Annotated in this window: 8 protein-coding genes; 7 read left to right on the top strand and 1 reads right to left on the bottom strand. The window is 72.4% G+C overall.

Going from position 1 to position 12,991, the window contains the following annotated elements; translation table 11 throughout:
- Positions 1–462 precede the first annotated feature (462 nt).
- The 7 genes from mfd (at position 463) to H504_RS0110765 (ending at position 12,315) form a co-directional block, all read left to right on the top strand.
- Complete coding sequence (gene mfd, locus H504_RS0110730; protein ID WP_026422775.1) at positions 463–4,029, top strand: transcription-repair coupling factor; 3,567 nt, start codon at positions 463–465, stop codon at positions 4,027–4,029.
- A 446-nt stretch (positions 4,030–4,475) separates the two neighbouring features.
- Positions 4,476–4,808, top strand: a complete 333-nt coding sequence (locus H504_RS0110735) for a hypothetical protein (RefSeq protein ID WP_026422776.1) — start codon at positions 4,476–4,478, stop codon at positions 4,806–4,808.
- Between the two features lie 416 nt (positions 4,809–5,224).
- Positions 5,225–5,968: an ESX secretion-associated protein EspG gene (locus H504_RS0110745; RefSeq protein WP_026422777.1), complete on the top strand. Its 744-nt coding sequence runs from the start codon at positions 5,225–5,227 to the stop codon at positions 5,966–5,968.
- Between the two features lie 156 nt (positions 5,969–6,124).
- Positions 6,125–7,123 (top strand): SurA N-terminal domain-containing protein, encoded by a 999-nt coding sequence (locus H504_RS0110750; protein ID WP_035303943.1) that lies wholly within the window; start codon positions 6,125–6,127, stop codon positions 7,121–7,123.
- Positions 7,120–8,016 (top strand): nucleoside triphosphate pyrophosphohydrolase, encoded by an 897-nt coding sequence (locus H504_RS0110755; protein WP_026422779.1) that lies wholly within the window; start codon positions 7,120–7,122, stop codon positions 8,014–8,016. Before H504_RS0110750 ends, H504_RS0110755 begins: the two co-directional genes overlap by 4 nt.
- Before the next feature lie 223 nt (positions 8,017–8,239).
- The gene (locus H504_RS0110760) at positions 8,240–11,437 is read left to right on the top strand and encodes a S41 family peptidase (protein ID WP_026422780.1); all 3,198 of its coding nucleotides are present in this window, start codon (positions 8,240–8,242) and stop codon (positions 11,435–11,437) included.
- A gap of 17 nt (positions 11,438–11,454) precedes the next feature.
- Positions 11,455–12,315, top strand: a complete 861-nt coding sequence (locus H504_RS0110765; protein ID WP_051385710.1) for a class I SAM-dependent methyltransferase — start codon at positions 11,455–11,457, stop codon at positions 12,313–12,315.
- A 457-nt stretch (positions 12,316–12,772) separates the two neighbouring features.
- Here H504_RS0110765 and H504_RS43865 read toward each other — a convergent pair whose 3' ends face one another.
- Complete coding sequence (locus H504_RS43865) at positions 12,773–12,922, bottom strand: hypothetical protein (RefSeq protein ID WP_342668768.1); 150 nt, start codon at positions 12,920–12,922, stop codon at positions 12,773–12,775.
- Between the last annotated feature and the right edge of the window lie 69 nt (positions 12,923–12,991).

Below are 12,991 nucleotides of genomic sequence, written 5' to 3' on the forward strand. Positions count from 1 at the left end.
CGAAGAGAGACGAACGTCGCGGACAGCTACGGCGACTGCGCGAAGGCGGCCGGACATCGGCAGTTATCCACAACGCGCCATGCCATCCCCAGCTCTCGTCCGGCCCTCCCACGGTCGCCCCCAGCCGGTAGACTGGCCTCGGGGACGCCCCCCGGGACAGGGTGGGGGCTGGGGGCCGGCCGGTGAGGGGCTGGCGGAGGGCGGGCGTCGGGTTGGCGCGTGGTCGGAGGGCGATCGGTCGCCGAAGGATCTGACCAGGGCATACCGACGTAGCGGGGACGGGGCGGGGGCTGGTCGGAGTCGGGGTATGGGGTGCGGCCCGGTGTCGGTGGTACGCCGTAGGGTGGGGGACGGACCTCAGCCACGGGCGGGCCAGTCCGGGGCGGGGCGCTCGCACATACCCGCTGCCACCTCTTGCACTAAGGACTCCTCGTGCCAACCCCCGTGGGAACGCCGCCGAAGCTGCACGGCTTGCTCACCACCCTGCTCGCTGACCCCGCCGCGGTCGCCATCGCTGAGGCCGCTGGGGCGCCGACCCGGGCGTTGTTCGGGCCGGTTGCCGCTCGGCCGCTGGTGATCGCGGCGTTGGCGGCGGTTCGGCCGGTGCTGGCGATCACCGCGACCGGGCGGGAGGCCGACGACCTGGTCGGTGTGCTCGGCGACCTGCTCGGGCGGCGGGCGGTGGCCGATTTTCCCAGTTGGGAGACGTTGCCGCACGAGCGGTTGTCGCCGCGGGCGGATACCGTGGGTGCTCGGTTGGCGGTGTTGCGCAGGCTGGCTCACCCGGAGGAGCACCCGGCGGGGCAGTTGAAGGTGGTTGTGGCCACCGTGCGCAGCCTGATCCAGCCGATGGCTCCCGGGTTGGGTGAGTTGGCCCCGGTGCGGCTGCGGGCGGGTGAGGAGCAGGACTTCGACGCTGTGGTCGCCCGGCTGGCCGACCTCGCCTACACCCGGGTCGACATGGTGGAGAAGCGCGGCGAGTTCGCGGTGCGCGGCGGCATCGTCGACCTGTTCCCGCCGACCGACCAGCATCCGGTGCGGGTCGAGTTCTGGGGCGACGAGGTCAGCGAGATCCGCCCGTTCGCGGTGGCCGACCAGCGGTCGTTGCCGGGCAAGGACGCGGAGGTCGCCGAGATCACCGCGCCGCCGTGTCGGGAGCTGCTGCTCACCGCCGCCGTCCGGGAGCGGGCGGCCGGGTTGGCCGAGGCGCACCAGGCGGACGCGCACCTGCACGAGATGCTGAGCAAGCTCGCCGAGGGCATCCCGGTGGAGGGCATGGAGGCGTTGATCCCGGCGCTGGTGCCCGGCCAGATGCAGTTGCTCACCGACGTCGTCCCGGCGGGCACGCACGTCCTGCTCAACGACCCGGAGAAGATCCGCACGCGGGCGCACGACCTGGTCCGCACCGGGCAGGAGTTCCTGGAGGCGTCGTGGATGGCGGCGGCCGGTGGCGGCAAGGCCCCCATCGACCTTGGCGCCACGGCCTACCGCGACCTCGGTGACGTCGCCGCGCACGCCCGCGACAGCGACCACCCGTGGTGGACCCTGTCCCAGTTGACCACGCCGGACGAGGAGGCGATCACCCTCGACGTCCGCCCGGTGGAGGCGTACCGCGGCGAGGTCGAGCGCGCGTTCGCGGACCTGCGGGCGCACACCGCGACGGGTGGCGCGGCCGTGCTGGTCGTCCCCGGCGCCGGTACCGCCAAGCGGGCCGTGGAGCAGTTGGCCGAGGCCGAGGTCGCCGCGGTGTTCGCCGAGGACGGTCTCGCCGAGCCGCCGCGCGCGGCCGCGGTCACCGTCGTGTGCGGCGCGCTCGAGGACGGTTTCGTCGCGCCCGGGTCGAACCTGGTCGTGCTGACCGAGACCGACCTGACCGGCGGCAGGCACGGGACGTCCACAAGGGACATGTCGGCGAAGATGCCGTCGCGCCGCCGCAACGCCGTGGACCCGTTGGCGCTCAAGGCGGGTGACTACGTCGTGCACGAGCAGCACGGCATCGGCCGGTACGTCGAGATGGTCCAGCGCACGGTCGCCGGGGCCACTCGGGAGTACCTGGTGCTCGAATACGCCAGTTCCAAGCGCGGTCAGCCCGGCGACCGGCTGTTCGTGCCGACCGACCAGCTCGACGAGGTGTCCCGTTACGTCGGCGGCGAGCTGCCCACGCTGAACAAGCTCGGCGGCTCGGACTGGAAGAACACCAAGGCGAAGGCCAAGAAGGCGGTCAAGCAGATCGCCGCCGAGCTGGTCCAGCTCTACGCCGCCCGGCAGGCCGCCCCCGGTCACGCGTTCGGCCAGGACACCCCGTGGCAGCGGGAACTGGAGGACGCGTTCCCGTTCACCGAGACCGTCGACCAGCTCGCCGCCATCGACGAGGTCAAGTCGGACATGATGCGCGGCGTCCCGATGGACCGGGTCATCTGCGGCGACGTCGGCTACGGCAAGACCGAGATCGCGGTCCGGGCGGCGTTCAAGGCGGTGCAGGACGGCAAGCAGGTGGCCGTGCTGGTGCCGACCACGCTGCTCGCCCAGCAGCACCTGAACACCTTCGCGGGCCGGATGCACTCGTTCCCGGTCACCATCCGCGGCCTGTCCCGGTTCACCGATGCCCGCGAGGGCGAGCAGACCATCGCGGGCCTGGCCGACGGCAGCGTCGACATCGTCATCGGCACGCACCGGCTGCTGCAGACCGGACTGCGGTACAAGGACCTCGGCCTGGTGATCGTCGACGAGGAGCAGCGGTTCGGCGTCGAGCACAAGGAGCACATCAAGGCGCTGCGCACGCACGTCGACGTGCTCACCATGTCGGCCACCCCGATCCCGCGCACCCTGGAGATGTCGCTGGCGGGCATCCGCGAGATGTCCACCATCCTCACCCCGCCGGAGGACCGGCACCCGATCCTGACCTACGTCGGCGGGTACGACGACAAGCAGGTCGCCGCCGCCATCCGCCGCGAGCTGCTGCGCGACGGCCAGGTGTTCTACGTGCACAACCGGGTGTCCTCGATCGAGAAGGCGGCCCGGCGGCTGCGCGAGCTGGTGCCCGAGGCGCGGGTGGTCACCGGGCACGGCCAGATGAACGAGGACCGGCTGGAGAAGATCATCCAGGGGTTCTGGGAGCGCGAGCACGACGTGCTGGTCTGCACCACCATCGTCGAGACCGGTCTGGACATCTCCAACGCCAACACGCTGATCGTCGAGCGCGGCGACATGCTCGGCCTGGCCCAGTTGCACCAGTTGCGCGGCCGGGTCGGCCGCGGCCGGGAGCGCGGCTACGCGTACTTCCTGTACCCGCCGGAGTCGCCGCTCACCGAGACCGCGCACGACCGGCTCGCCACCATCGCGCAGAACACCGAGCTGGGCGCGGGCATGGCGGTGGCCATGAAGGACCTGGAGATCCGCGGCGCGGGCAACATCCTCGGCGCCGAGCAGTCCGGGCACATCGCCGGTGTCGGCTTCGACCTGTACGTGCGGCTGGTCGGCGAGGCCGTCGAGGCCTTCCGCAAACACGCGGGCGCACCGGGCGCGGAGGACGAGGAAGACCTCGCCGAGGTGCGGGTGGACCTCCCGGTCGACGCGCACATCCCGCACGACTACGTCCCCGGCGAACGGCTCCGGCTGGAGGCCTACCGCAAGCTCGCGGCCGCCCCGGACGACGCGGCCCTGGACGCGGTGCGCGAGGAACTGGTCGACCGCTACGGCGAACCGCCCACCCCGGTGGTCAACCTGCTGGCCGTGGCCCGGTTCCGCCAACTGTGCCGCGGACACGGCGTCACCGAGGTCATCACCCAGGGCAACCAGATCCGGTTCGCCCCGCTGCCGTTGCGCGACTCGCAACTGGTCCGGCTCAAGCGGTTGCACCCCAAGGCGACGCACAAGGCCGTCACCAACACGGTCACCGTGCCGAGGCCGACGGAGGGTGCCGCGGGCGGCCGCATCGGCGCGCCGGTGCTGCGCGACCGCGACCTGCTGGACTGGTGCGCGAAGTTCCTCCAGTCGTTGGAGACCACCCCGGCGCCGGTCGGGTCCTGACTCCCGTTCCTGACCCGCGCTGTTCGGCACCGGCGGAGCACCGCAGGCGCGGCTATCGCCGGTGCCGATCCGTCCGGTGGATTCTCAGTTTCTTCTCAGCTTTTCCCGCGCGCGGTCCTGCCGGTTGACCGGGACCGCCCATCCGGTTCTTTCCCAACCATCCTCATATTGCCAACCACGCATTAGCGGTACCGACTTCCTTTTCCCACGTTTTCCCGGCGCCGACGGGGAAATCGGCAGGCCGGTGCGGCCACCTGTGCGTGCCGACTGGGCAGGTTGGCGGCGCGGAATCGCCGCCGTTCGGCCGGACGGCCGGATCGCGACCGGCGACAATTCGGCGTGTCCGAACGGGACCCACCGGATTGCGGTAACACGATCCCGGTACCCCGCGATTCCCCGGTCGGGCGGCCCTGGAATGGGCCGCGGGCAGGGCGGAAGGCGGCGGCATGACCGGGGAGTTCTCGATCAGTCCCGATGAGGCGCGCCGCGCGCACGTGTCGTGCCTGGCGCAGGTGGACCGGTTGGACGCGCTCGCCGCGGCGGCGTCCGTGCAGGAGTTCATCGACTACGGCGACGACTGCGGCGACGACTACGGCGACCGGCAGCCGGTCCCGGCCTTCGGGTTCCAGGACAAGGCGGTCGCCTTCACCGGCTTCGAGCGCCGGGTCGCCCAGGTCCGGGCGCAACTGCTGGACATGGCGGAGAAGTTCCTGGCGATCGCCGAGGGCTACGCGGAGGCCGACCTGGACAGCCTCCGCTGGATCGGCGGGGGTCGATGACCGGTGGCGCGGCCGGTATCGACGCCGTCGCTGTCCGAGGTGGACAACCGGCAGCGGTGCGCTGACCGGCGACCGCACGCACCGCGGTCCACTCGCTACAGTCCGCAGTGGACGGATGTGGGCGGCTGCTCCGCGTCGTCGAGGTTCTCGTCCGATTTCCTCGCGGCGAGTGGTCCGCCAACGCCGGTAGGTCGACAGGTCCCCCGCGGACCGATCGCGCCAGGGCAGTTCGGCCCTACCGGATCCGCTCCGGTGGCGCCAGGGTCGGCGGGCGCGCCTGGACCGATGGGTGCCGCGGGCTCCTCGTACGGGGACGGGGACACCGCGGGCCACGACCGGTACCCGGCCGACGCGACCAACAACGAGGTGTTCGGTGCGGGCCGTCCGGTCGCACCGCCCGTGATCGGGGAGCAGCGGTGACCCTGACGACCCAGCTCGGCTGGACCCTGACCCCGGACGAGTTCGGCCACCTGTGGGACCGGCTCGGCATGGACGTCTTCCCGTACCCGCTGCAGGTGGCCCGCGCGGGCATCACCCGGCGGGAGCAGGCGGAGGTCGACGAGCGGGTCCTTGCCCGGCTGCGCGCCGCCAACATCCTCGGCCGCGGTGACCGCCTCGACCCCGAGCTGGACGCCGGGCTGCGCATGCTGCACGCCCCCGAGGTCTCGGTCGACTCGGTGTGGATGGCCGAGGACGGCTCCGACTCCCCGCACCGCGTCCTCGCCGCCCGCGTCGGCCGCCGCGCCGTCATCGCCACCCAGGAACCGGGCCCCAGCGAACACGCGGGCGGCGATGTCCTGGTCCGCGACGTCGGCATCACCGCGCTGGCGGCCGCCGTGGTGGCCGAGCTCCCGGTGGACCGCGCGGGCCGCGAACCGGGCGGCACCTGGCGCGCCGAACACGCCGAACAGGCTCCCCTGCTGACCGAGCTGCTGGCGGCCCGCCGCCTCCGCGCGGGCCAACTCGGCGTCACCGCCCAGGCCGAACGCGGTCCCACCCTCTTCTGGTTCGACGTCGCCGACGACGGCCGCTACGCCCTCCTGCGCACCGTCCGCGCCGACGGCAGGCAGTGGGTGATGCTCGCGCCCGCCGACAACGCGGTGCTGCGCGAGCACCTCACCCACCTGCTCCGCCAGACCGCCGCCGCCCACGGCCTGTAGGAGATCGTTCCGGGCGACCCCGAGGTCCCCCGCCTGCCGCCGTGGCTGGTCGGCGGCGGTGGGGGGCTGTCCCGGGTGGACCGGTGCTGGTCACCCCCCGTAACACGGCCGGGTACTCGTCGCCGTCGGTGGGGGGCTGTGAGAGGCTTGGTCACTGTGACCACCGTCATCAGCCGCCGGGCCCCGCTCGCCGCCTCGTTGCTCGCGTTCGGGCTGGTGCTCGGCGCCTGCTCGTCCGGGCCGAGCCAGGTCAACGCCGCCGCGATCGTGGGCGACAAGACCATCAGCGTCGACCAGGTGCAGGACCTGGTGGCCAAGGCCGTGCAGGCCGAGCCCGCCGCCCGCCAGTTGGCCGACCAGCGCAAGCTGGACCTGGTGTCCCGCGGGGTGCTGCGCCAGTTGGTGCTGCACGAGCTGGTCCAGCGCTACTCGACGGAGCACCACCTGTCGGTCGAACCCGCCAAGGTGTCCGCGTTCGCCGACCAGATCAAGGGGTCGTTCCAGACGCTGCCCACCGACGGCAGCACCGACCCGTCGACGGTGGTGCAGCAGGCGGTCAACCGGGTCCTGGACCCGGAACAGATCGCCGGTGACTACCTGCTGATGGCGCAGATCGGGCAGGACGAGGCGCAGAAGCTTTCGGTCACCTTCGACTTCACCCTGATCGCGGCGGCCGGCGAGGGCCAGCCGACCGGGTCGCTGCGGCAGCAGGCGGTGGACAAGGCGCGCGGGCTGGCCGACGCCGGGCTGGACGGGGCGGCCAAGGTCATCGACGCCGACATCGCCGCGGGCGCCCAGGCGTCGAAGAACGAGACGCTGACCCCGGCGCTGGCCCCGGACATCGCGGGCACGGTGATCTTCGGCGCGCCGGTGAACTCGGTGATCGCGTTCCAGCCGAACCCGGAGAACGCGAACTGGGTGGTCGCGGTGATCCGCAAGCGGGACACCGACGCCAAGCCCGCCGCGAACGCGGAGGCCCCGGACCCGCGGGTGGCCACCACGCTGGCCCCGCAGTTGCTGGAGGCCACCGCAGACCAGCTCGGCGTCAAGATCAGCCCCCGGTACGGGGTGTGGGACCGGGCGTCGGTGTCCATCGCGCCGTCCGAGGCCGAGACCACCGGCGTGGTGTTCCCGGTCAAGAACGCCACGCCGTGACCGGGGCCGCCGTGGTGGTGCTGACCGCGGCGACCGTGCCCGCGGCCGCGGTGCCGCTGATCAGGTCGGCCACCCACGTCTACACCACCCCCGGCGTCGACCCCGCCCTCGGTGACCCCGTCCCGGACGGCCTGACCGCCGCCGACCCGGTGGTCGTCCTGACCGACGACCCCGCCTCGGTCGACCTCCCGGGTGCCCCGGTTTACCTGACCCGAGGCGCCGCGTTGATCGCCGCCGCCGAGGTCATGGACGTCCTGCGCTCACCCGGCGGCTGCCCGTGGGACGCCGACCAGACCCACGAGTCGCTGCGCCAGTACCTCGTGGAAGAGGCGTACGAACTCCTCGACGCCATCGACGACGGAGACCGCGCCGCCCTCCGCGAGGAACTCGGCGATGTCCTCCTCCAGGTCCTCTTCCACGCACGGGTCGCCCAGGACGACGCCGACGACCCGTTCACCGTCGACGACGTCGCCACCGGCCTGGTCGCCAAGCTCGTCTCCCGCCACCCGCATGTTTTCGCCGACGGCCCCGACGTTGGTGACGCCGAGACCCAGCAGTCCCGCTGGGACGAGCTGAAGCAGCAGGAGAAGCGCCGCGACTCCAGCGTCGACGGCGTCGCCATGGGCCAACCCGCCGTGGCGCTGGTCGCCAAACTCGTCCAACGCGCCACCCGCGCGGGCTTCCCCGCCGACCTCGTGCCCCAGGGCGATTCGGTGGGGGATCGCCTGTTCACCCTCGCCGCCCGGTCCCGCCTCGACGGCAGGGACCCGGAGCACGACCTCCGCGAGTCCGCCCGCCGGTTCGCCGACCGGATCCGCGCCACCGAGAAAGCCGCCAAGGCCGAGGGCGCCGACCTGACCCTCCCGGAAACCTGGCGCGCTTTCTGGCCGTGACCGCCGTTCGGGACCCGGTCGGACGACCGCCGGTTTCGGTGACACCGAGCCGATCCGCGGTCCGGTACCGGCGGTTGTCGGTGGACGGTCGCCGGTTGGGAAGTCGCTGACGGCAGGCGGTCGGGCGGGGTGGTTGACGGGCGCTACGACAGTCGGGCGGACAGGTGGGGGATAGCCGGTGAAACCGGCAGCAGCACCGCCGGTCAGTGGCTAACTTGGCAGGGTGACCGACGCCTATCTCAGATTTCCCCACCTGCACGCGGATCTGATCACCTTCGTCGCCGAGGACGATGTGTGGCTGGCACCGGTGGACGGCGGACGGGCGTGGCGCCTGTCGGCCGACCAGGTGCCGGTGGCCAACCCCCGGTTCTCCCCGGACGGCGCGCTGATCGCGTGGACGAGTGACCTGGACGTGGAGCCCGAGGTGCGGGTGGCCCCGGTGGCGGGCGGCCCCAGCGAGCGGCTGACGTACTGGGGGTCGGTCGACACGGCGGTGGCCGGGTGGACGGCGGACGGGCGGGTGACCGCGCGGTCGTCGGTCGGCCGGTCGTCGATCCGGGCGACCTGGGCGTACGCCGTGCCGCTGGACGGGTCGCCCGCCGAGGCGCTGCCGTACGGGCCGTTGGCGTCGCTGGACCTGTCGCCAACCGGTGGGGTCGCGGTGGGGTCGGCGATCTCCCGGGAGCCCGCGTGGTGGAAGCGGTACCGGGGCGGCACCGCGGGCAAGGTGTGGGTCGACCCGGGCGGTACCGGCGACTTCCGCCGCATACTGTCCGATGTGGACGGACACCTGGTCTGTCCGCTGTGGGTGGGCGACCGGGTCGTGTTCCTGTCCGACCACGAGGGGGTCGGCAACGTGTACTCCGCCGACGTCAACGGGCAGGACGTGCGCAAGCACAGCGAGCACAGCGGTTTCTACGCGCGCAACGCCACCACCGACGGCACCCGGGTCGTCTACCACCGGGCGGGCGAGCTGTGGCTGCTCGACGGTCTCGACGCCCAGCCGCGCCGCCTCGACGTCCGGTTGGGCGGTCCGCGCGGGTCGCGGCAGGTGTACCCGGTGACGGCGGGCCGCCACATCGGCGACCTGGGGCCGGATCGCACCGGTCGGGCCAGCGCGGTCGAGGTGCGCGGCACCGTGCACTGGGTGACCCACCGGGACGGACCGGTGCGCGCCCTCACCGTCGAACCGGGGGTTCGCGCGCGGCTGCCGCGGGTGCTCGGCACGACCGGCCTGGTCGTGTGGGTCACCGACGCCGACGGCGAGGACGCGTTGGAGTTCGCGCCTGCCGAGGGCCGCGAGCCGGGGGTGAGCCCGCGTCGGGTCGCCACCGGGGAACTCGGCCGGGTGCTCGAACTCGCGGCGTCCCCGGACGGCAGGCGGGTCGCCGCGGTCACCCACGACGGTCGGCTGCTGCTGGTCGACGTGGACGACGGCGAGGTCAAGGAGGTCACCAAGGCCACCGAGTCGGACCCGACCGGGATCACCTTCTCGCCGGACTCGGCGTGGCTGGCCTGGTCGCACCCCGGCCCGGACCCGTTGCGGCACATCAAGATGGTGAACACGACGAGCCTGACCGTGGTGGACGTGACACCGCTGCGGTTCGTCGACTCGGACCCGGCGTTCACGTTGGACGGCAAGCACATCGCGTTCCTGTCGTCGCGCAGCTTCGACCCGATCTACGACGTGCACGTGTTCGACCTGTCGTTCGCCAACGGCAGCAGGCCCTACCTGGTTCCGTTGGCCGCGCTCACCCCGTCACCGTTCGCGCCGGTGCGCGAGGGCCGCGGTTTCGGCGACGCCGAGGACAAGGACGACAAGGACACCGACAACAAGACCCCGCGTACTTCCGTTGACCTGGAGGGCATCGCGGACCGCGTCGTCGCCTTCCCGGTCCCCGCGGCCCGCTACTCCGGGCTGATCGCGGTCAAGGGCGGGGTGGCCTGGCTGCGCGACCCGCTGACCGGGTCACTCGGCGACGACCTCGACGACTCGGGCTCGGTCGCGCCGCGGTCCGTGCTGGAGCGCTACGACCTGGCCAAGCTCAAGGTCGACACCCTGGTCGACGGGCTGGACCAGGTGTGGTCGAGCGGCGACGGCAACCGGATCGTGGTCCGGGACGGCCGGTCGCTGCGGGTGCTGCCCGCCGACCGCAAGGCCGACTCGGACGACCACTCCGAGGACAACATCGGCGTCGACCTCGGCCGGGTCCGGGTGCGGGTCGACCCGGCCGCCGAGTGGCGGCAGGCGTTCGACGAGGCGGGCAGGCTCATGCGGGACCTGTTCTGGCGCGCGGACATGAACGGGGTGGACTGGAAGGGCGTGCTCGACACGTACCGCCCGCTGGTCGACGCGGTCGGCTCGCACGACGAGTTCGTCGACCTGCTGTGGGAGACGAACGGCGAACTCGGCACCTCGCACGCGTACGTCATGCCGTCGGGCGGCGGCGCGGACCACCGGCGGCGGCTGGGCCTGCTCGGCGCGGACATCACCCGTGACGCGGACGGCGCCTGGCGGATCACGTCGATCGTGCCGGGGGAGAGCTCCGACCCGAAGGCCCGGTCGCCGCTGCGCGCGCCCGGGGTCGGCGTGCGCGAGGGCGACGCGATCGTCGCGGTCGACGGGATCGCGGTCGACCCGGTGCGCGGCCCGTCGACGCTCTTGGTCGGTACGGCGGGCGCACCGGTGGAGCTGACCGTCGAACCCAAGGGCGGCGGCACAACCCGGCGTGTTGTCGTAGTGCCCCTACTGGACGACATGCCCTTGCGCTACCAGGCATGGGTGGCCGACAGGCGTGCCCACACACACGAGATCAGCGACGGCAAAGTCGGCTACCTGCACGTGCCGGACATGGTCGCCAACGGGTGGGCACAGTTCCACCGCGACCTGCGACTGGAGATGCGCCGCGACGCCGTCGTCGTCGACCTGCGGGAAAACCGCGGCGGGCACCTGTCGCAACTGGTCGTGGAGAAGCTGAGCCGCCGCATCGTCGGCTGGGGCCGCGCCCGCGACGGCTACTACCAGGAGACCTACCCGGTCGACGCCCCACGCGGCCCGGTCGTCGCCGTCGCCAACGAGTTCTCCGGCTCCGACGGCGACATCGTCAACGCCGCGATCAAGGCGCTGGGCATCGGCCCGGTCGTCGGCACCCGCACCTGGGGCGGTGTGGTCGGCATCGACATGCGGTACCGGCTCATCGACGGCACCCTGGTCACCCAGCCCCGGTACGCCACCTGGATGGAGAACACCGGCTGGGGCATGGAGAACCACGGCGTCGACCCGGACGTCGAGGTCGTCATGCGGCCGCAGGACCACGCCGAGGGCCGCGACCCGCAACTGGACACCGCCATCGAGATCGCCCTGCAGCGGCTGGCCGCCAAGCCCGCCGCCACCCCGCCCGCGCTGCCGCCGCTGACCTGACCGGCAGGATGGCGATCATGGGAATCGACACGGGATCGACCGGCCGCGGTTTCGACACCGACACCGCGGCCCGCATCCGCGCCAACGAGGCCAACTGGGACGCCCGCACCCCCATCCACGCGGCGTCCGCCTTCTACGACCTACCCGGTCGGGACCCGCGCGCCTGGTTCGCCGACTTCGAGTGGGACGACCTCGGTGACCTGTCCGGCAAGGACCTCGTCCACCTGCAATGCCACCTGGGCAGCGAAACCATCGCGTTCCCGCCGCTGGGTGCCCGGGTGGTCGGCCTCGACATCTCCGGGGAATCGGTGCGCGCCGCCCGAGCCCTGGCGGCGTCGAAGGGGGTGGAAGTCGAGTACGTGCAAGCCGACGTCCACGCCGCCGCCGACACCCTCGGCGCCTCCCGCTTCGACATCGTCTACACCGGCAAAGGCGCCCTCTGCTACATCCCCGACCTGACCGCCTGGGCCACCGAGGTCCACACCCTCCTCCGCCCCGGCGGGCAGGTGTACATCGTCGAGTTCCACCCCCTGCTCAACGCCCTCAGCCCCACCCCACCCCCCGACGGCGACGAAACCCTCCTCCTCCGCCACGACTACCTCTCCGGCCGAGGCCCCACCACCCGAGACGCCACCCACACCTACACGGACGGCCCCCCACTGACCACGGCCACCACCAGCCACGAATGGCAACACGGCATCGGGGACGTGGTGAACGCCCTGATCGCCGCGGGCCTGCGCATCACCCGCCTCCGCGAAACCGAACAACTCCCCTGGCCCCGCTGGTCCACCATGACCCCCACCACCGGCTGGTACTCACTCCCCGACAACGCGCCCCGCATCCCCCTGATCTACGCCCTCCAGGCCACCCGCCCCTAGCCCGTTTTGGGGCGGCGTATTGATTGCGGCTTGGCGTGGGTTGCTCCGGCCGGACCCTTGGTGTCGTCAGGCCATCTGTCGTCGGTCACCGGGCTGCTGTCGCCTGCCCCGCGCATGTCGTCGGCGCACTCTCGTCGGCTCGGCGCATGCCGTCGTCTGGCCAACTTCGCGGCCGCCCTGGTTGGCTGGGCGCGTGTTGTCTGGTAGTTCTCGCTGGCTTTCACGCACGTCGCGAGATCACCCTGGCCAGTTGCGCGGCTGTCGTCGGGCTTCCTTGTTGGTTCCGAGTGGGCTGTCGGGTGGTTCTTGCTGGCTTGGCGGACGTAGCGGGGTCACTTTGAGCTGGCTTCGCGGATCCACGTCGGCTCAGCGCATCCGTCAGCCCACCCGGCCCGCGAACATCCGCCAGGGCACATCCTCGTCTGCCCGCGCCCGCATCTCGACCCACTCGAACCGCCTACCGCGACGTCCTCCAAGGAAACTCTGCACCGGCGGCACTGGGCTCGGCGCGGGCCGACCGGACCCGGTGCCGGACACCCAGGCCGGCCAGCAGACCGGTGACCTCGTCGGCGCGGTCGCGGGCAGCCGGCCAGGTGCCGTCCTGCACCGGGCCGAAGCCGAGGAACCGGAGCGCACCAGCCGGGCGCGGGCCACCCAGTGCTCCTCGGGGATGGCG

The sequence above is a fragment of the Actinokineospora inagensis DSM 44258 genome, from assembly GCF_000482865.1.
GTDB classification, from domain to species: Bacteria; Actinomycetota; Actinomycetes; order Mycobacteriales; family Pseudonocardiaceae; genus Actinokineospora; species Actinokineospora inagensis.